The following is an 18,436-nucleotide window of genomic DNA, read 5'->3' as shown; positions in this document are numbered from 1 at the left end:
TCAGGACACCAGTAACAGCGCCCCTTGCGGCGTTTCGATGCGTTGGAAATCGATTTGGTAGAGTGGGCCGAGTTGTTCAGCCGTCAGCACGTTGTCAGCCGTACCCTGTGCCACCATCGCTCCCTGATGCATCAGCCACACCCGCCCGGCATGACGCAGGCTATGGTTAAGGTCGTGGCCGCTGGCAACAACGCTAATTCCCGCCTGGCACAGCTGCGCCAGTAAGGTATCGACCGCACGCTGCTGCGCCACATCCAGTGCGCTCATGGGTTCATCCAGAATCAGCAACCTGCCACGCGGATTAATCGCCGGATGAATTTGCAGCGCCACTGCCGCCAGCCGCACCCGTTGCCACTCGCCACCGGAAAGTTGCGTCAGGTGGCGCATCAGCTTGTCCTGTAAACCCATTAGTTCAAGGATTAGCACCAACACCCGGTCCGTCTCCGGCGTCACCTGCAATAAATGCATACGCAGATAATGCCACACCGGCATCTGACCGGGCGGGGGTTGTTGTTGCGGCAACCAGGCACGCTGCTGGGCCAACGCCGCGCCATTCAACTGCTCTACTGGCTGGCCGGAGAGGCGTATCTCCCCGGCAGCGGGCAATAACCCTGCCAGCACGTTCAGCAGGGTACTCTTCCCTGCCCCATTCGGCCCAACCAGATGGACCAGCTCACCCGTCTGCAGATGAAGGTCAACGGGGGCCAGACGTCCTTTGACGCTGACACCCTGGCACTGCATCAGCATCGATTACGCCAGCGCCTGCTTGATGCGGGTAACAATGGTCGCATCATCCGGGGTCATATCCGGTGCAAAACGCGCCACGACATCACCCTGTTTGTTAATCAGGAATTTTTCGAAATTCCACAGGATATCGCCAGGGGCTTTCGGCGCACGACCTTTGCTCTCCATACGCTCATAAAATCCACTGCCTTCCGGACGCAATGCTTCCGGTTGTGCCGCCACCAGTTGGCTATATAACGGATGACGTGCCGGACCATTGACGTCGGTTTTTTCGAACATCGGGAAGGTCACGCCATAGGTGGTGCTGCAAAAGGTTTTGATCTCTTCGCTGCTACCCGGTTCCTGCTCCAGAAACTGGTTGCACGGGAAACCGAGCACACTGAAACCTTCTGCCTGCCAGGCTTTTTGCAACGCTTCCAGCTGCTCGTACTGCGGTGTCAGGCCACATTTCGACGCCACATTCACCACCAGCAGGACCTTACCCTGCCACTGCGCCAGTGTGGTTTTTTCACCATCAAGCGTCACCAGTTCTGTTTGATAAATGCTCATTGTCAATTCCTGTTGTGAATACAAAGGGAGCCAGCCGCAGCTAGCGCGAGGATTTTACTAATAACACGATAAAGAGCGGAGCACCGAGTGTGGCCGTGACCACACCAATCGGCAATTCAGCTGAAGTCAGTACCAGCCGGGCGATGATGTCCGCGCCCAGCAACACCACCGCACCAGCAAGCGCGGCGGCTGGCAGCAGATAGCGATGATCGCTAAAGCCACTCAACCGCAACAGATGTGGGATCACCAGCCCGACAAAACCAATGGCACCGGCCATCGCCACGCTGACCCCTACCAGCCAGCCCATGGTCAGCACCAGCAGATTGCGCCACAGTAACAGCGGTAATCCCAGCTGACGTGCAGATGTTTCCCCCAACGCCAGCAGGTTGAGCACGCGCGCTGTCGCAATCAGCGCAAGGATGGCGGGGATTAACGCCAGCATCATCCAGCCATAGCGCCAGTCGATGCCGCTAAAACCGCCCATCATCCAGTACATTAGCTGGCGCAGGTCGAGGCTGGTGCTGAAATAAACCGCCCAGGTCATGACTGCGCTGCAAATAATGCCCAGGGCCACCCCGGTCAGCAGCAGACGACTGACGGAAAGATGGCGATGGGCGAAATGTAGCAGGATCAGGGTAATCACCAGCGCCCCGGCCATTGCTGCCAGCGCCAGACTCCATAATGAGCCATTACCGAGCATCACGCCAAGCACCAGGCCAATACCGGCACCATTGGAGACACCTAGCAGACCGGGTTCGGCCAGCGGATTATTGAACAACGCCTGCATCACGACCCCGCATACTGCCAGCGCTGCGCCCACCAGTAGCACCGCCAGCGTACGGGGCAAGCGTAATTGCCAGACAAACAGCTTCGCATCGCTGGAGAACCAGCGCGTTGGCGCAATCCAGCTATCGCCTGCGCACAGGCTGATAACCATCAGGATGATAAGTAACGCGCAGAGCGCAATAAGCCAGCGTTGGCTGCGGCGATCTGCCCGGCGGCCCAGCTGATCCAGCAGAGTCATAAATAAGATTGGCTGAGAAAACAGAGATTTGATTGTAGTGAGATTACAGCAAAAAGAAAGGTCACGATTGCGGCGTCAGGGCGACGCCGCAGGATCAGGCATTAATTACGTGGCGGAATCGGCTGACCGTTGTGGTTGTCACGTTGGTCATGCTTCGGCTGTTGCTGAGGTTTGTTATCGTGCTGCGGCTTGTTATCGTGCTGCGGCGGACGTTGCTGCGGTGCTTTATTGCCCGGATGCTGTGCCTGCCAGCCGTTACCATTCCAGTAACCGTGCGGGCCTTTGGTACCGACGCGGCGGTTGTGGTGTTGCTGCCACCATGACGGTGAACGCCAGTCATAACCATCCCAGAAGTAACCACGTTTATCCTGGTCACCGATATGAATCGATACGCCCGGGGTGTTGATATTTACGGAAACATTCGCATTGGCGAGCAGCGGCAACCCTAACAGGATGCTTAATAAAAGTGCTGTCTTTTTCATCAGCTTAACCTCTTGTTTTGTGTTGCCGCTGTTATAACAAAAGCGCGGAAGAGGTCACTATCAGTAAGTGCCGATTTTCATGCTATTTTCCGCGCATTGACGAAATCCTGACATTGTGGAAAAAGCATGGAGAACGTTGATTTTCTGACCAAAATAAAAAAGGCCGCTAAGCGCGGCCTTTTTGTTTTACTGAAATCAGTCAGCATCCTTGGGTGACGCGTTCTCGACGCGGCTTTTCAACTTCTGACCGGGACGGAAGGTCACCACACGGCGGGCCGTAATTGGAATATCTTCCCCGGTTTTCGGGTTTCTGCCCGGACGCTGGTTTTTGTCACGCAGATCAAAATTACCAAATCCGGACAGTTTAACCTGTTCTCCGTTTTCCAACGCGCGGCGAACCTCTTCAAAAAATAGCTCGACCAACTCTTTGGCGTCGCGTTTGCTCAGCCCGAGCTTTTCAAACAGGTACTCTGACATTTCAGCTTTTGTAAGCGCCATAGGTTCAATCCCTCAAGGTTGCCTGGAATCGCTCTTTTAATGCCGCAACACATTTGGCAACGGTCGCGGCAATCTCCTCTTCTTCGAGTGTCCGGCTGGTATCCTGCAAAATCAGGCTAATCGCAAGGCTCTTTTCACCTTCGTTTACGCCCTTACCACGGTACACGTCAAACAAGTTTACGCCAACTACCTGATTTACGCCAACTTTCTTACACTCTGCGATGATATCTGCTGCAGGCACGTTTTCAGCCACTACCACAGCGATATCGCGACGGTTCGCCGGGAAGCGTGAAATCTCGCGCGCGTCAGGCAGGACGCGGTCTGCGACCTTATTCCAAAGCAGTTCAAACACTAAGGTGCGGCCGTTGAGATCCAGCTTACGTTCCAGTTCCGGATGAACCACCCCGATAAATCCGATTCGTTCGTCGCGTAAATAAATTGCGGCGCTTTGTCCCGGATGCAGGGCAGGATTCGCTTCTGCACGGAAAGAAATCTCATCAAGTTTGCCAGTTAAATCCAGCAGCGACTCTAAATCGCCTTTTAAATCATAGAAGTCAACCGTCTGACGCGCCAGATCCCAATGCTCTTCATAGCGATTTCCGCTCAGCACGCCCGCCAGCATAAGATCCTGACGGATACCGAGATCGGCCTGAGTATCAGGAACAAAGCGCAAACCGCTCTCAAACAGGCGTACACGGCTCTGTTGTCGGTTCTGGTTATACACCACAGCACCCAGCAAACCGGTCCACAGGGACAGGCGCATCGCCGACATATCGCTGGAAATCGGGCTCGGCAGAATCAGCGCTTCTTCGCCCGGATGCAGCAGTTGCTGCATTTTCGGATCGACGAAACTATAAGTAATCGCTTCCTGATAACCTTTATCTACCAGCAGGGTTTTCGCACGCTTCAGCGACAGGTCTGCTTCACGGTGCTGGGTCATCACCAGGCCCGCTTTCACCGGCACATCAGGAATATTGTTGTAGCCGTAGATACGCGCGACTTCTTCAACCAAATCTTCTTCGATCGCCATATCGAAACGCCAGCTCGGTGCAATTGCCTGCCATTCACCGGCGGCAACGGTCACTTCACAGCCCAGACGGGTCAGAATATCAGTCACCTGCTCATCAGCAATCACATGACCAATCAGGCGATCCAGCTTCTCACGACGCAACGTGATGGTGGCGCGTGGCGGCAATGCGGCTGCGTCGGTCTGATCGATAACCGGGCCAGCTTCTCCGCCGCAAATCTCCAGCAGCAGTTGGGTAGCACGTTCCATGGCTTTGTATTGCAGTGCCGGGTCCACACCACGCTCGTAACGGTGCGAAGCATCGGTATGCAGACCCTGACGGCGTGCACGGCCAGTGATCGCCAGCGGATCAAAATAGGCACATTCGAACAGAATGTTTTGCGTCTCTTCATTTACACCGGAATGCTCGCCACCAAAGATGCCCCCCATTGCCAGCGCTTTGTGGTGATCAGCAATCACCAGCGTATCGCTGCTGAGTTTTGCTTCACTACCGTCCAGCAGCGTCAGGCTTTCGCCCTCTTTCGCCATGCGTACTACAATGCCACCGTCGATACGGTCAAGGTCGAAGGCATGCATCGGCTGGCCCAGTTCCAGCAGAACATAGTTGGTGATATCCACGATCGGATCGATAGAGCGGATACCGCAGCGGCGCAGTTTTTCACGCATCCACAGTGGCGTAGCGGCCTTCACGTTGACACCTTTGACAACACGGCCAAGGTAACGCGGGCAAGCAGCTGTCGCATCAACGCGAATCGGGAAAGTATCAGTAATGGTGGCTTTCACCGGCTCAATAACCGGTGCATTCAACGGTAAACCATTCAGCACCGCCACATCGCGGGCGATACCAATGATGCCAAGGCAGTCAGCGCGGTTCGGCGTTACGCTGATTTCGATGGTGTTGTCGTCAAGTTGCAGATACGCACGGATATCGGTACCAATTGGCGCATCAGCAGGCAGTTCGATGATGCCGCTGTGGTCGTCGGAAATACCCAGCTCAGAGAAGGAACACAACATTCCTTCTGACGGCTCGCCGCGCAGTTTGGCGGCTTTGATTTTGAAGTCACCCGGTAACACCGCGCCTACGGTGGCGACTGCGACTTTCAGACCCTGACGGCAGTTCGGTGCACCACAGACGATATCCAGCAGGCGATCGCCGCCAACATTGATTTTGGTGACGCGCAGTTTATCGGCGTTCGGATGCTGGCCACATTCGACCACTTCACCCACTACCACGCCATGAAAGGCACCGGCAACCGCATCCACGCCGTCCACTTCCAGACCGGCCATGGTGATCTGTTCAGCCAGCGCAGCGCTGTCCAGGGCTGGATTTACCCATTCGCGTAACCAGAGTTCACTGAATTTCATTGGATAACCTGCCCTTATTTAAATTGTTTGAGGAAACGTAAATCATTTTCGAAGAAGGCGCGCAGATCGGTCACGCCATAGCGCAGCATGGTCAGACGCTCCATGCCCATACCGAAGGCAAAGCCAGAATAGACTTCCGGATCAATACCCACGTTGCGCAGCACATTCGGGTGCACCATGCCGCAACCCAGCACTTCCAGCCATTTGCCGTTTTTGCCCATCACATCCACTTCAGCGGAGGGTTCGGTGAACGGGAAGTAAGACGGACGGAAGCGAATCTGCAGGTTCTCTTCAAAGAAGTTATTCAGGAAATCGTGCAGCGTGCCTTTCAGATTGGTAAAGCTGATGTCTTTATCCACGATCAGCCCTTCCATCTGATGGAACATTGGGGTGTGCGTCTGATCATAATCGTTACGATACACACGACCCGGCGCGATGATGCGAATCGGCGGCTGCTGGTTTTTCATGGTACGAATCTGTACGCCAGAAGTCTGCGTGCGCAGCAGGCGGGTTGCATCGAACCAGAAGGTGTCGTGATCGGCACGCGCCGGGTGGTGACCCGGAATATTCAGCGCGTCGAAGTTATGGTAGTCATCTTCAATTTCCGGCCCGGTGGCGACCGCGAAACCCAATTCACCGAAAAAGGTTTCGATACGATCGATGGTACGGGTTACCGGATGCAGCCCACCGTTCTCAGAACGACGACCCGGCAGTGAGACATCAATCGTCTCTTCTGCCAGACGCGCATTCAGCGCCGCGCTTTCCAGCGTATCTTTGCGCGCGTTGAGGCGATCCTGCACCTGTTGTTTGGCTTCATTAATTACCGCACCGGCAGCAGGACGTTCTTCTGCTGGCAGCTCGCGCAGGGTGGTCATCTGCAGTGTCAGATGTCCTTTTTTACCCAGGAATTCGACGCGCACGGCGTCCAGAGCGGCGATATCCGACGCCTCGTCGATGGCGGCCGTGGCACGGGCCACCAGGTCTGCGAGTTGGGACATGATTTCCTCTTCTTCCAGTCAGGCTGGTCTGTTCTCGTTGGGATCCGTGGATCCAATGTAGTGTCGCCAGAAACAAAAAAGCCTCCACGAGGGAGGCTTTCAGCGCGATTTTTCGTTTCTTTTCTTATGCGCAAAAGCCCCCGAATGTCAGGCGCTAAAGTAAAAAAAGAAACGGAAAATAGCAGCGTGCATGCTTGCGTTACCTTGTCATGATTTCAACGGCACTATTGAAAAGCGCGGCGCGTAAAATGTCAATCTTTTGCGTGGCTTGCGGATAATAAAAAAGGGAGCAAGCTCCCTTTTTTACCTGACTTACGCCAGAGCTGATTTTGCTTTTTCAACCAGTGCAGTAAATGTCACTTTGTCGAATACAGCGATGTCAGCCAGGATTTTACGGTCGATTTCAATGGACGCTTTTTTCAGGCCATTGATGAAACGGCTATAAGAGATGCCGTTCTGACGCGCCGCAGCGTTGATACGTGCGATCCACAGCTGACGGAACTGACGCTTACGTTGACGACGGTCACGGTAAGCATACTGACCAGCTTTGATAACAGCCTGGAAGGCAACGCGGTATACACGTGAACGTGCACCGTAGTAGCCTTTAGCTTGTTTTAAGATTTTTTTGTGACGTGCGCGAGCAATTACACCACGTTTTACGCGAGCCATGTGACTCTCCTGTTTCTATATTCTGAATTTTCCCTTTATCTTTCGTGCCGCAGCGGCGGTTGGCTGCCTTCGTTCATCCCAGTCACTTACTAATGTAAGCTCAGGTCTTCACTCAGTTGCCGCCTTGCTGCAACCCGAAATCTATCGGGACTGAAAAAAATTAAACTTATGCGTACGGCAGGCAGGCAATAACCAGACCCAGATCGCCTTTAGACACCAGGCCTTTCGGACGCAGGTGACGTTTACGCTTAGTTGATTTTTTGGTCAGAATATGACGCAGGTTCGCGTGCTTACGCTTGAAGCCGCCAGAAGCGGTCTTCTTGAAGCGCTTAGCCGCGCCACGTACAGTTTTAATCTTTGGCATTTTTACAAATATCCACTTCGCATTGTTAATAAAATGAATCAGACAGGCGAATAAAAAACCGCACAACGCGAACGCTGCGCGGAATTTATTACTTGAAAGCCTACTGTTTCTTCTTAGGTGCGAGCACCATGATCATCTGGCGGCCTTCGATCTTCGATGGGAAGGATTCGACCACTGCCAGTTCAACCAGATCGTCTTTCACGCGGTTAAGCACTTCAATACCGATCTGTTGGTGCGCCATCTCACGACCACGGAAACGCAGCGTGATTTTGGCTTTATCGCCCTCTTCCAGAAAACGAATCAGGCTGCGGAGTTTTACCTGATAGTCGCCTTCGTCGGTACCAGGACGGAATTTAATTTCCTTAACCTGGATAACTTTCTGCTTCTTCTTCTGTTCCTTAGAAGATTTGCTCTTTTCATAGAGGAACTTGCCGTAATCCATAATACGGCAAACCGGCGGTTCGGCGTTAGGGCTGATTTCAACTAAATCTACGCCAGCTTCTTCTGCTTTCTCGATAGCTTCGCGCAGAGACACAATGCCAAGTTGCTCGCCATCAACGCCAGTCAGGCGCACTTCAGTAGCGCGAATTTCGCCGTTGATACGATTAGGACGCGTCGGTTGTACTCGTTTTCCGCCTTTAATACCTTATTCCTCCAATTGGTGAAGATGTCGGCTGCGAATCTCTTGTTGCAGCTTCTCAACAAACACATCTACGTCCATGCTCCCGAGGTCTTTACCACGGCGGGTGCGCACGGCAACTTTGCCTGCTTCCACCTCTTTCTCACCGCAAACCAGCATATAAGGGACGCGACGTAATGTGTGCTCGCGGATTTTAAAGCCTATCTTCTCGTTTCTCAAGTCTGCTTTGACACGAATGCCCGCATTTTGCAATTTCTTTGTCAATTCGGTGACATATTCTGCCTGACTGTCGGTGATATTCATCACCACAGCCTGAACCGGAGCCAGCCAGCTTGGGAAGAAGCCAGCAAATTCTTCGGTCAGAATACCGATGAAACGCTCCATCGAGCCAAGAATTGCACGGTGAATCATTACCGGTGTCTGGCGATCGTTGTTTTCACCCACATAAGTGGCGTCCAGACGCTTCGGCAGGGAGAAGTCTAGCTGAACGGTGCCACACTGCCAGGCGCGATCAAGACAATCGTGCAGGGTAAATTCAATTTTCGGGCCATAGAATGCACCTTCACCCGGTTGATATTCAAACGGAATCTGGTTTTCTTTTAGCGCTTCCGCCAAATCCACTTCCGCACGGTCCCACATTTCATCAGTACCGATACGTTTTTCTGGACGGGTGGAGAGTTTCACCACAATTTTTTCAAAGCCGAAGGTGCTGTACATGTCATACACCATACGGATACAGCTGTTCACCTCATCACGTACCTGATCTTCGGTACAGAAGATGTGAGCATCATCCTGGGTAAAACCACGTACGCGCATCAGACCATGCAGCGCGCCTGACGGCTCATTGCGATGGCAGCTACCGAACTCCGCCATACGCAGCGGCAGATCGCGATAGGATTTCAAACCCTGATTGAAGATCTGCACATGCCCTGGGCAGTTCATCGGCTTGATGCAATATTCACGGTTCTCAGAAGAGGTGGTGAACATCGCTTCTTTATAGTTTTCCCAGTGCCCGGTTTTTTCCCACAGCACGCGGTCCATCATGAACGGGCCTTTTACTTCCTGGTACTGGTACTCTTTCAGCTTACTGCGTACAAACACTTCCAGCTCACGGAAGATGGTCCAGCCGTCGTTGTGCCAGAACACCATGCCCGGTGCTTCTTCCTGCATATGGTAGAGATCGAGCTGCTTACCGATTTTACGGTGATCGCGCTTCGCCGCTTCTTCCAGACGTTGCAGATACGCAGCCAGCTGCTTTTTATCTGCCCAGGCAGTGCCGTAAATGCGTTGCAGCATTTTGTTGTTGCTGTCACCGCGCCAGTAAGCACCAGAAATTTTCTGCAGCTTAAAGTGATGACAGAAGCGCATATTCGGCACGTGCGGACCACGGCACATGTCGATGTATTCTTCATGATGGTACAGGCCAGGATGGTCATCATGGCTGATGTTTTCATCAAGAATGGTGGTTTTATAGTTCTCACCGCGTGCGGCAAAGACGTCACGCGCCTCCTGCCAGCTCACTTTTTTCTTGATGACGTCGTAATTTGTTTCAGCCAGCTGGTGCATACGCTTTTCCAGCTGATCCAGATCTTCCTGCGTCAGGGTGTGTTCCAGATCGACATCATAATAGAAGCCGTTATCAATCACCGGCCCGATCGCCATTTTGGTGTTCGGCCACAGCTGCTTGATAGCATGGCCCAGCAGGTGCGCACAGGAGTGACGGATAATTTCCAGACCTGCGTCATCTTTGGCGGTGATAATCGCCACCTGCGCATCGTCATGAATCAGATCGACTGCGTCCACCAACTCGCCATTCACACGACCGGCAATACAGGCTTTCGCCAGACCAGGGCCGATGTCCAGCGCGATATCCATCACGCTTACCGGACGATCAAAACTGCGCTGGCTGCCATCAGGAAGAGTAATTACTGGCATTTCATATCCTTAATTGCAGTGGTAAGCCACACGAAAGCCTACATGCAACATTGAGTTTAAATAAGGGTAACCCGGCGTAATGTCAGACCCACATTGTCGGAATGACGCCTGGGAGATAAAGCGCCGGTGATAATAACAGCTTTCACCGGCGAGCAAAACCCGCAGAAAATGCGCTAAGCCTGCGTCAGCTAAAAAAAAACCGCTGCGTGGCGCAGGCCAGGCAGCGGTGTTCACCTTGAGCTTGTTACATCGCGTAAGTCAGCTGGATGGTGGTTTTGGTATCGGTACGATCCGGCGCAGATTCCGGCGGATTGTTATTCCAGGTCACGTTGTAAGCCAGTTTCAATGCGAAGTGTTCGTTGATCGCCACCTGCAAACCGGTTTCGGAGTTCAGGGTGGTATCTTCGCCAAAGCTGGTCAGGATAGACACGCCCTGGATAAATTTGGTGGTGTCAGTCAGCTGCCACTGGTAGCTCAGCGCACCATAACCCAGTGCCTTAGTTTCATGTCCACCGTCTTCGAAATCGTCATAACGCACACCCGGACCGAATTCAGCACGCAGTGAGTGAACAGGACCGCTCATCAGCTGACGACCATAACCGGCAGTCAGTACATCACGGGCGTAATAGCCGTTAAAACGGTCACTCAGCCAGCTGGCCTGGCCGAACAAATAATCAGCGCTATTGAGGTTATAACGGGTACGACCACCAATATTGTAAGTCTCGGAAGAACGCACATCGTTCGATGAGTTGTTCGCCGCGTTACCCCACAGACTGAATGCGGTACTGGTGCGATACCATGTCATGGAGGTTGCTGCGCTGAGTGCGGAGCTGGTGGTGTTACCGGTCTGCGCCAGGTAACCCGCTGACGCGCTGCCTTCAAACGGTTTTTTTGCCGTTGAAGGGTCATCCATGGAGGTGAATACGGTGTTATCTGCAAATGCCTGGTGACAAAATGCTCCAACAGAGAGCAAGAGAACAGCGGACAGCTTGTTAAAGGCTTTCATTTAAGTGTGACCCGTACGACGGTTTAAAAAGTGATGAGTCTGAAGAGTTTTCCCGGACGATCAACGCAATTTACTGTAAGTTTTGTAAAAAAGTATGAAGTCACCGGAAAAGCCAGGTTTTGCGCTGAGGCCGCGCCGCTAATGGGATTATTCTCATTAACGGCGCGCATTATAGAGGGCAATTAGCGAAATAGCAGCCGAATTGCTACAAGAATTTTCTGAACCCCGGACAGAGAAAATCCGGCCATATATTTGCGCTAATTGCTGCAAATTCGCTCAATTCATCACGCTGGTCTACGCTGAAATCTGTTCCAGAACAATGAGGTGAAAGATGAGCGACCTGAAGCGTTACATTGTGACCATTCTTTATCAGGAAAAAGGTCTGAGCGATGTGCAATCGCTGAACAGTGTCATGGTCAATGGCGGCTACAACACCACCTTGAATGATGCCGATGGACATCCGCACGAGCTGGGCACCAACAGTTTCGGTTTGGTCAGTGCGCTGGAAGAACAAGAGCTGGCTGAGCACGCCAGCGGATTGGCTGCCGTTGCGCTGGGTGAGAGGCCTGAGGTTGCAGTCACAACTCTTGAGGCTTTTTTGAAAGAATAACCCTGACGGGTGTGAAAAGCGCGCGTCCACACTGGTTTTGTTCAGGTTTTGAGCGTTACAATTGAACTCAGGCAGCGAATAAAGAGGATTACCCCATGTGGTCAGCCATTAGTCGACTGTTAAGCGAGTATGCCGGCGATGCCGAAATCACCGAACGCCATGAACTCCCCGGGGGGGACGTCCATCCAGCCTGGCGCATTCGCTATGGCAACCTCGATGTGTTCGTCAAATGCAATACCCGCGATATGCTCACCCTGTTCAGTTGGGAAGCCGACCAGTTGGCACTGCTGGCGCGAACCCAGACGGTGCGCGTACCTCAGGTATACGGCGTAGGTAACGATCGTGATACCAGTTTTCTGCTGCTGGAGTATCTGCCGCCCGACCCGCTGAATGAACACACCGCCTTTCAGCTTGGCCAGCAGCTGGCGCATCTGCATCAATGGAGCGAACAGCCACAGTTTGGCCTTGATTTCGACAACAACATCACCACCACGCCACAACCCAATAGCTGGCTGCGCCGCTGGTCGGTGTTTTTTGCCGAACAACGTATCGGCTGGCAGTTGCAGCTGGCGGCGGAGAAAGGCGTCAGCTACGGCGATATGGATCGGATCGTTGACTGCGTGCAACGCGCCCTGGCGAACCATCATCCGCAACCTTCGTTATTGCATGGCGACTTGTGGCCGGCGAATTGCGCCGGTAGTCCCGGCGGCCCCTGGATTTTTGACCCTGCATGCTACTGGGGCGATCGCGAGTGTGACCTGGCAATGCTGAGCTATTACGCCGATTTGCCGCGGCAGATTTACGAAGGCTATCACGCCGTATGGCCGCTGGCGGAAGGTTTCTCGCAGCGTCAGCCGGTGTATCAACTTTACTATCTGCTGAACCGCGCTAACGTGTTCGGTGGCAACTGGTCGGACGAAGCGCAATTCGCCATCGACCAGTTGCTGGATGAAGATGCGGTGGTACAACGTCAGGCCAGACCGGCCTGACGGTTTACAGCAAACCGAGCAATTTCAGTACGAAGTAACCGGCAATCGCGATCACAATCGGCAGGATGTACAACGGAAAGACCTGCAACAGAATGGTATGACGCGGCACGTGGATTTTCTCCTCCAGCTGCGCACGGTTGCGTCCCTCGCTGCCTTTTGCCTGCTCCAGAATGAGCTGGTCTTCAATGCCTTCCTTTATATGGCGTGACTGACGCCACATGCGTGCGCCCGAGGCCTGCATCGCAATACCAACGAAAATCAGAAAGTAGATAATCCAGAAACCAATATTTGTTTCCCCTTTAAACTCCGGCACCGGGGAGTTTTGCCAGAAAAAACTCAGAAACGGCGTATTAAACTTCACCATATCAATCATGACATGCACAAAATCGAGCATCACCGCGTCGATGCCGGGTTGCTTTTCGCTGTGCTTAAACATGAAACCTAAAACGGAGATGATGGTGGACAAAAGTGCCGGAATAAAAATCACCCAGCCAGCCACTCGCTTAAGGATGGCGATGCGGCCAGCCTGTTGGTAAGTCATGGTGTCTCCCTGAACAGAATAAGATTTGCCCTAAGTCTACCTGTACTGCGGCTTTTTTTCCTGAAAAATGCGCGGCATGATGGCTGGTCGGTTTTCATGCTGAGTCGTGTTAAGGTTAGCCAAATTTCAAACGGAGCCGCTGTATGTCATATCGTCGCCCTGTTCTGGCCGCCATTTTTGATATGGACGGATTGCTGATCGACTCAGAACCGCTGTGGGATCGCGCCGAACTGGATGTTTTTGCCACCCTGGGGGTGGATCTCACCCGCCGCCACGAATTGCCGGACACCTTAGGTTTGCGCATCGATCAGACTGTCCGCATGTGGTACGAAGCGCTACCGTGGAACGGACCGGACCAGCAGGAAGTCACCGACCGTATCATTGCGCGTGCACTGACGCTGGTGGAAGAGACCCGCCCGCTGCTGCCTGGTGTTGAGCAGGCTCTGCTGTTATGCCGCCAACAGGGATTGAAAATTGGTCTCGCCTCCGCCTCACCGATGCATATGCTGGAGCGAGTGCTGGAGATGTTTAACCTGCGTCACTATTTTGACGTGCTGGCTTCAGCGGAGCGGCTCCCCTACAGCAAGCCGCATCCGCAGGTTTATCTTGATGCGGCGGCAAAGCTGGCTATCGACCCTCTGAACTGCGTGGCGCTGGAAGATTCCTTTAACGGCATGGTTGCCAGCAAAGCGGCGCGAATGCGTTCAATCGTCGTCCCGGCAGCCGAACATCGCGCTGATGCGCGCTGGGCGCTGGCGAATGTTCGGCTGGACGATCTCACCCAGCTGACCGCTCCCCATCTGCATGGCTGACAGCCCGATAGCCCGCTCTGACAGCGGGCTTTTTTTTGCCGATTTGATCGCCAACACAAATAAATAAAACAATGTTTCATTTTTATTGAATTCATATCCCACCCTGCCTAAGATGCCAACAGACCCGCATCGGGACCTATTCCTTCTTTAATCAAGAGGCCTGAGATGGACGTACGTCAAAGCATTCACAGCGAGCATGCTAAAACCCTCGATACCGCCGCCCTGCGCCGCGAATTTCTCATTGAAAACATTTTCACCCCGGATGATTACACCCTCACCTACAGCCACATTGACCGCATCATTATTGGTGGCGTGATGCCGCTTCAGCAGGCAGTCACCATTGGCAGTGAGGTAGGTCAGCAGCTCGGTGTGAGCTATTTTCTTGAGCGCCGTGAGTTGGGGGTGATCAATATCGGTGGCCCCGGCCTGATTGAGGTGGAGGGTAAAACCTGGGAAATCGGTCATCAGGAAGCGCTGTATGTCGGCCAGGGGGCAAAGCAGGTTATTTTCCGCAGCAGCGATGCCAGCCATCCGGCGAAGTTTTATTACAACAGCGCCCCGGCACACACCCGCTATCCCGATAAAAAAATCACCCTCGATGACGCCGTAAAAGCCACGCTGGGTGATGTTGCCACCTCTAACCGTCGCACCATTAATAAATTTATCGTGCCGGATGTGTTGCCAACCTGTCAGCTCACCATGGGGCTGACCCGTCTTGATGAGGGCAACCTGTGGAACACCATGCCCTGCCACACCCATGAACGCCGAATGGAAGTCTACTTTTATTTCGATATGGCCGCCGACAGCGCGGTATTCCATATGATGGGCCAGCCGCAGGAAACCCGTCATCTGCTGGTACATAACGAGCAGGCGGTGATTTCACCCAGTTGGTCGATTCATGCCGGTGTCGGTACCCAGCGTTATACCTTTATCTGGGGCATGGTCGGTGAAAATCAGGTGTTTGATGACATGGACCACGTCAGCGTCAGTGCGCTGCGTTAAAGCACGGGGAAATACCATGATTCTGAATGCTTTTTGTCTTGAAGGGAAAGTGGCGCTGGTCACCGGTTGTAATACCGGGCTGGGCCAGGGGATGGCGCTCGGACTGGCGCAGGCTGGCTGCGATATTATCGGAGTCAACCGTGCCGGGCCTGATGATACGGCAGAAAAAGTCATCGCGTTAGGTCGTCGTTTTTGGTCAATTCAGGCCGATCTCACTCAGCCGTCCACCGTGTCGCACATTGTGGAACAGGCGGTGGCACAGGCAGGTCACATTGATATTCTGGTCAACAACGCTGGCATTATCCGCCGTGAAGATGCCCTGAATTTCAGTGAAAAAGACTGGGATGATGTCATGAACATTAACAGCAAGAGCCTGTTTTTTCTCTCACAGCAGGTCGCCCGGCAATTCATTGCTCAGGGGCGTGGCGGTAAGATCATTAACATTGCCTCGATGCTGTCGTTTCAGGGGGGCATTCGCGTTCCTTCCTACACGGCGTCCAAAAGCGCGGTAATGGGGCTGACGCGGCTGATGGCCAACGAATGGGCGAAGCATGGCATCAATGTCAACGCCATTGCCCCCGGCTATATGGCGACGAATAACACGCAACAGATTCGCGATGATGAATCGCGCAGTGAAGAGATCCTCGCCCGTATTCCGGCCGGACGCTGGGGGATGCCGGACGATATGATGGGGCCAGTGGTGTTCCTCGCCTCCAGCGCTTCTGACTACGTCCACGGCTACACCGTGGCAGTGGACGGTGGCTGGCTGGCGCGCTAAGCCTCTCATTTCCCGCGTCATTCTGGCGCGGGTATCGTCTTAAATTCACGCCTGGTTACAGCGTCACATATTCTCATTCACTGGATAAATCCCTATACTGGATGCATCGACAGTTTGCAGCCAGGTTTTATCATGACGGCCGAAGGCCACATCATTTTCGCCATTGCCAGCGCTATTTTTGCCAAACGCGCCGAGCTGACACCCGTGATGGCCAGTGCCGACTGGTGGCATCTGGTGCCTGCTACGCTGCTGACCTGCCTGCTACCGGATATTGATCACCCTAAATCGGTGCTGGGACAACGACTGAGATGGCTTTCTCAACCGATTGCACGTGCCTTTGGTCATCGTGGCTTTACCCACAGTTTACTGGCGGTGGCGGTGAGTCTCTGGCTATTCCAGATTAATGTTCCCGCCAGCTGGCCGATTCCTGCCGATGTATTGCAAGGCATGACCCTCGGCTATCTCAGCCATATTGTCGCCGATATGCTCACCCCGGCGGGTGTTCCCCTGCTGTGGCCCTGCCGCTGGCGCTTTCGCCTGCCAGTGCTCAATAGCCAGAAAGGCAACCAACTGGAGCGCGCCCTGTGCCTGGCATTGGTGGGTTATGCCCTGTGGTTTCCACCCGGACTGCCATCTTTTGGTGCAAACGGCTGGCCGGAACAGTTGTTCAGCACGCTACAAAATGGCGTAGGTCGATTAATTAATAGTCACACCGCGCAATAATCAGACAAAAATCAGCATATTGTTATAATCAATTCCATTTGGATATAAGCTTGCTGTTTTATGAACTGATAACATGCCGCCATTCCTGCGAAGGAATCACCCTGTATTCCGCGCCCGCACATGCAGAGGCGCGGCAAATCTCTGGAGTAGAGCATGGATTTTCCCCTGATTATTAATCTCGTGGTGTTCGCCGCGTTGCTGGTGCTGCTGGCTCGCATCGGTAATGACCGCTGGAGCCTGTCAAAACGCGTCCTGACAGGCCTGGTCTTCGGCGTGCTGTTTGGCCTGGCGCTGCAGACCCTTTATGGTGAGAACAGCCCGGTGGTTAAAGCTTCGATTAGCTGGTTCAACATTGTGGGCAACGGCTATGTCCAGCTACTGCAAATGATTGTGATGCCGCTGGTCTTCGCCTCGATCCTCAGCGCGGTAGCGCGCCTGCACAATGCCTCTTCGCTGGGAAAAATCAGCGTCCTGACGATTGGCGTGCTGTTGTTTACCACCGCTATCTCAGCGCTGGTCGGCGTGATGGTAACCGGCCTGTTTGGCCTGAGCGCCGACGGCCTGGTTCAGGGTGCGCAGGAAACCGCACGCCTGAACGCAATTCAAAGCAACTACATTGGCAAAGTGGCCGATCTCACCGTGCCGCAGTTGCTGCTCTCCTTCATCCCGAAAAATCCGTTTGCCGACCTGACCGGTGCCAGCCCGACCTCGATCATCAGCGTGGTGATTTTTGCGGCATTCCTCGGTGTGGCCGCCCTGCAGCTGCTGAAAGATGACAAAGCCAAAGGCGAACGCGTGCTGGTTGCCATTGATACCCTGCAATCCTGGGTAATGAAGCTGGTACGTCTGATTATGAAGCTGACGCCCTACGGTGTGCTGGCGCTGATGACCAAAGTGGTGGCGGGTTCTAATCTGCAGGACATTATCAAGCTCGGTGGCTTTGTGCTGGCGTCGTACCTCGGTCTTGCCATTATGTTTGGCGTGCACGCGCTGTTGCTGTCCGTCAATGGTATCAACCCACTGCGTTTCTTCCGTAAAGTCTGGCCGGTGATTACCTTTGCCTTCACCAGCCGCTCCAGTGCAGCCAGCATTCCGCTGAATGTGGAAACCCAGACCCGCCGCCTTGGTGTGCCGGAATCTATCGCCAGTTTCTCCGCCTCGTTTGGTGCCACTATCGGCCAGAACGGTTGTGCCGGTTTGTATCCGACCATGCTGGCGGTGATGGTTGCGCCGACGGTAGGCATCAACCCGTTTGATCCGCTGTGGATTGCCACACTGGTGGGAATCGTCACGCTGAGCTCGGCGGGCGTTGCCGGTGTCGGCGGTGGTGCCACCTTTGCCGCGTTGATTGTGCTGCCCGCGATGGGCCTGCCCGTCACGCTGGTCGCACTGCTGATTTCCATTGAACCGCTGATCGATATGGGCCGTACCGCGCTCAACGTCAACGGTGCGATGACCGCCGGTTCACTGACCAGCCGCTGGCTCGGTATGACCGATAAAAAAGTGCTGGAAAGCGACGAACACGCCGAACTGGCGCATCGTTAACCCCTCGATACCAGATGCGACTCAGTGCGCATCTGGTCATTCCCCCTCAGGTTTTCCTCCCTAATCTCTACCAATCATGGCGCTACCGTCAGGAAAGTGTTAAGCATGGTAAATAGAGGAAAAACCAGCCACTTT

The 18,436-nt window shown here is 53.8% G+C and carries 21 protein-coding genes and 1 other annotated feature; of the genes, 7 read left to right on the top strand and 14 right to left on the bottom strand.

The window, feature by feature from the left end; translation table 11 throughout:
* The 13 genes from btuD to AC6I8X_RS08620 all read right to left on the bottom strand — a co-directional run bounded on the left by btuD (position 1) and on the right by AC6I8X_RS08620 (position 11,301).
* On the bottom strand, positions 1-747 hold the full coding sequence (gene btuD / locus AC6I8X_RS08680) for a vitamin B12 ABC transporter ATP-binding protein BtuD (protein WP_497840904.1): 747 nt from the start codon (positions 745-747) through the stop codon (positions 1-3).
* Between the two features lie 3 nt (positions 748-750).
* Positions 751-1,293 carry a glutathione peroxidase gene (locus AC6I8X_RS08675; RefSeq protein ID WP_313687297.1) on the bottom strand — a complete coding sequence of 181 codons (543 nt, stop codon included), beginning with the start codon at positions 1,291-1,293 and terminating at the stop codon, positions 751-753.
* A gap of 40 nt (positions 1,294-1,333) precedes the next feature.
* Positions 1,334-2,317 carry a vitamin B12 ABC transporter permease BtuC gene (gene btuC / locus AC6I8X_RS08670; protein WP_299452475.1) on the bottom strand — a complete coding sequence of 328 codons (984 nt, stop codon included), beginning with the start codon at positions 2,315-2,317 and terminating at the stop codon, positions 1,334-1,336.
* A gap of 101 nt (positions 2,318-2,418) precedes the next feature.
* Positions 2,419-2,799: a DUF2502 domain-containing protein gene (locus AC6I8X_RS08665; protein WP_313687294.1), complete on the bottom strand. Its 381-nt coding sequence runs from the start codon at positions 2,797-2,799 to the stop codon at positions 2,419-2,421.
* A 195-nt stretch (positions 2,800-2,994) separates the two neighbouring features.
* Positions 2,995-3,297, bottom strand: a complete 303-nt coding sequence (gene ihfA, locus AC6I8X_RS08660; protein WP_021506246.1) for an integration host factor subunit alpha — start codon at positions 3,295-3,297, stop codon at positions 2,995-2,997.
* Positions 3,298-3,301: 4 nt separating this feature from the next.
* A complete protein-coding gene (gene pheT, locus AC6I8X_RS08655; protein ID WP_497840903.1) occupies positions 3,302-5,689 on the bottom strand; it encodes a phenylalanine--tRNA ligase subunit beta in 2,388 nt (795 codons plus the stop codon).
* A gap of 14 nt (positions 5,690-5,703) precedes the next feature.
* Positions 5,704-6,687, bottom strand: coding sequence for a phenylalanine--tRNA ligase subunit alpha (pheS, locus tag AC6I8X_RS08650; RefSeq protein ID WP_084874040.1), 984 nt, complete (start codon positions 6,685-6,687; stop codon positions 5,704-5,706).
* 71 nt (positions 6,688-6,758) lie between these two features.
* Positions 6,759-6,884 (bottom strand) — a sequence feature (Phe leader region).
* On the bottom strand, positions 6,835-6,879 hold the full coding sequence (gene pheM, locus AC6I8X_RS08645) for a pheST operon leader peptide PheM (protein ID WP_121626058.1): 45 nt from the start codon (positions 6,877-6,879) through the stop codon (positions 6,835-6,837). (Overlaps the previous feature by 45 nt.)
* A 115-nt stretch (positions 6,885-6,999) precedes the next feature.
* On the bottom strand, positions 7,000-7,356 hold the full coding sequence (gene rplT, locus AC6I8X_RS08640; protein ID WP_007892678.1) for a 50S ribosomal protein L20: 357 nt from the start codon (positions 7,354-7,356) through the stop codon (positions 7,000-7,002).
* Positions 7,357-7,522: 166 nt separating this feature from the next.
* Entirely contained in the window at positions 7,523-7,720 is a 198-nt protein-coding gene (gene rpmI / locus AC6I8X_RS08635; protein WP_010275699.1) for a 50S ribosomal protein L35, read from the bottom strand.
* A gap of 100 nt (positions 7,721-7,820) precedes the next feature.
* Positions 7,821-8,363: a translation initiation factor IF-3 gene (gene infC / locus AC6I8X_RS08630; RefSeq protein ID WP_497841023.1), complete on the bottom strand. Its 543-nt coding sequence runs from the start codon at positions 8,361-8,363 to the stop codon at positions 7,821-7,823.
* 3 nt (positions 8,364-8,366) lie between these two features.
* On the bottom strand, positions 8,367-10,295 hold the full coding sequence (gene thrS, locus AC6I8X_RS08625) for a threonine--tRNA ligase (RefSeq protein ID WP_497840902.1): 1,929 nt from the start codon (positions 10,293-10,295) through the stop codon (positions 8,367-8,369).
* A gap of 244 nt (positions 10,296-10,539) precedes the next feature.
* Positions 10,540-11,301, bottom strand: coding sequence for a DUF481 domain-containing protein (locus AC6I8X_RS08620; protein WP_497840901.1), 762 nt, complete (start codon positions 11,299-11,301; stop codon positions 10,540-10,542).
* A gap of 331 nt (positions 11,302-11,632) precedes the next feature.
* On the opposite strand from AC6I8X_RS08620, the gene ghoS reads away from it, so the two are divergent.
* Both ghoS and AC6I8X_RS08610 read left to right on the top strand, forming a co-directional pair.
* Positions 11,633-11,911 (top strand): type V toxin-antitoxin system endoribonuclease antitoxin GhoS, encoded by a 279-nt coding sequence (ghoS, locus tag AC6I8X_RS08615; protein WP_497840900.1) that lies wholly within the window; start codon positions 11,633-11,635, stop codon positions 11,909-11,911.
* Between the two features lie 95 nt (positions 11,912-12,006).
* Positions 12,007-12,900 (top strand): fructosamine kinase family protein, encoded by an 894-nt coding sequence (locus tag AC6I8X_RS08610; RefSeq protein WP_497840899.1) that lies wholly within the window; start codon positions 12,007-12,009, stop codon positions 12,898-12,900.
* A 4-nt stretch (positions 12,901-12,904) separates the two neighbouring features.
* Here the strand turns inward: AC6I8X_RS08610 and AC6I8X_RS08605 are convergent, their stop codons facing one another.
* Positions 12,905-13,441, bottom strand: coding sequence for a YniB family protein (locus AC6I8X_RS08605; RefSeq protein WP_299452391.1), 537 nt, complete (start codon positions 13,439-13,441; stop codon positions 12,905-12,907).
* Positions 13,442-13,584: 143 nt separating this feature from the next.
* On the opposite strand from AC6I8X_RS08605, the gene hxpB reads away from it, so the two are divergent.
* From hxpB to AC6I8X_RS08580, 5 genes are all read left to right on the top strand, one after another.
* Entirely contained in the window at positions 13,585-14,253 is a 669-nt protein-coding gene (gene hxpB, locus AC6I8X_RS08600; RefSeq protein WP_313690404.1) for a hexitol phosphatase HxpB, read from the top strand.
* 165 nt (positions 14,254-14,418) lie between these two features.
* The gene (gene kduI, locus AC6I8X_RS08595; protein ID WP_497840898.1) at positions 14,419-15,255 is read left to right on the top strand and encodes a 5-dehydro-4-deoxy-D-glucuronate isomerase; all 837 of its coding nucleotides are present in this window, start codon (positions 14,419-14,421) and stop codon (positions 15,253-15,255) included.
* Positions 15,256-15,271: 16 nt separating this feature from the next.
* Positions 15,272-16,033: a 2-dehydro-3-deoxy-D-gluconate 5-dehydrogenase KduD gene (kduD, locus tag AC6I8X_RS08590; protein WP_313690418.1), complete on the top strand. Its 762-nt coding sequence runs from the start codon at positions 15,272-15,274 to the stop codon at positions 16,031-16,033.
* Positions 16,034-16,165: 132 nt separating this feature from the next.
* The gene (locus AC6I8X_RS08585) at positions 16,166-16,756 is read left to right on the top strand and encodes a metal-dependent hydrolase (RefSeq protein ID WP_497840897.1); all 591 of its coding nucleotides are present in this window, start codon (positions 16,166-16,168) and stop codon (positions 16,754-16,756) included.
* Between the two features lie 153 nt (positions 16,757-16,909).
* Positions 16,910-18,301, top strand: a complete 1,392-nt coding sequence (locus tag AC6I8X_RS08580; protein ID WP_497840896.1) for an L-cystine transporter — start codon at positions 16,910-16,912, stop codon at positions 18,299-18,301.
* Positions 18,302-18,436: the final 135 nt, after the last annotated feature.

It is taken from the genome of Pantoea sp. X-Soil-TKNS-1280 (genome assembly GCF_059730475.1).
The sequence above is the reverse complement of the archived record's forward strand: the minus strand, read 5'-3'. Positions and strand labels throughout refer to the sequence as shown.

Coding starts and splice junctions, on each gene's coding strand:
- btuD (WP_497840904.1), bottom strand. CDS start 747: ATGCTGATGCAGTGCCAGGGTGTCAGCGTCAAAGGACGTCTGGCCCCC.
- AC6I8X_RS08675 (WP_313687297.1), bottom strand. CDS start 1,293: ATGAGCATTTATCAAACAGAACTGGTGACGCTTGATGGTGAAAAAACC.
- btuC (WP_299452475.1), bottom strand. CDS start 2,317: ATGACTCTGCTGGATCAGCTGGGCCGCCGGGCAGATCGCCGCAGCCAA.
- AC6I8X_RS08665 (WP_313687294.1), bottom strand. CDS start 2,799: ATGAAAAAGACAGCACTTTTATTAAGCATCCTGTTAGGGTTGCCGCTG.
- ihfA (WP_021506246.1), bottom strand. CDS start 3,297: ATGGCGCTTACAAAAGCTGAAATGTCAGAGTACCTGTTTGAAAAGCTC.
- pheT (WP_497840903.1), bottom strand. CDS start 5,689: ATGAAATTCAGTGAACTCTGGTTACGCGAATGGGTAAATCCAGCCCTG.
- pheS (WP_084874040.1), bottom strand. CDS start 6,687: ATGTCCCAACTCGCAGACCTGGTGGCCCGTGCCACGGCCGCCATCGAC.
- rplT (WP_007892678.1), bottom strand. CDS start 7,356: ATGGCTCGCGTAAAACGTGGTGTAATTGCTCGCGCACGTCACAAAAAA.
- rpmI (WP_010275699.1), bottom strand. CDS start 7,720: ATGCCAAAGATTAAAACTGTACGTGGCGCGGCTAAGCGCTTCAAGAAG.
- thrS (WP_497840902.1), bottom strand. CDS start 10,295: ATGCCAGTAATTACTCTTCCTGATGGCAGCCAGCGCAGTTTTGATCGT.
- AC6I8X_RS08620 (WP_497840901.1), bottom strand. CDS start 11,301: ATGAAAGCCTTTAACAAGCTGTCCGCTGTTCTCTTGCTCTCTGTTGGA.
- ghoS (WP_497840900.1), top strand. CDS start 11,633: ATGAGCGACCTGAAGCGTTACATTGTGACCATTCTTTATCAGGAAAAA.
- AC6I8X_RS08610 (WP_497840899.1), top strand. CDS start 12,007: ATGTGGTCAGCCATTAGTCGACTGTTAAGCGAGTATGCCGGCGATGCC.
- AC6I8X_RS08605 (WP_299452391.1), bottom strand. CDS start 13,441: ATGACTTACCAACAGGCTGGCCGCATCGCCATCCTTAAGCGAGTGGCT.
- hxpB (WP_313690404.1), top strand. CDS start 13,585: ATGTCATATCGTCGCCCTGTTCTGGCCGCCATTTTTGATATGGACGGA.
- kduI (WP_497840898.1), top strand. CDS start 14,419: ATGGACGTACGTCAAAGCATTCACAGCGAGCATGCTAAAACCCTCGAT.
- kduD (WP_313690418.1), top strand. CDS start 15,272: ATGATTCTGAATGCTTTTTGTCTTGAAGGGAAAGTGGCGCTGGTCACC.
- AC6I8X_RS08585 (WP_497840897.1), top strand. CDS start 16,166: ATGACGGCCGAAGGCCACATCATTTTCGCCATTGCCAGCGCTATTTTT.
- AC6I8X_RS08580 (WP_497840896.1), top strand. CDS start 16,910: ATGGATTTTCCCCTGATTATTAATCTCGTGGTGTTCGCCGCGTTGCTG.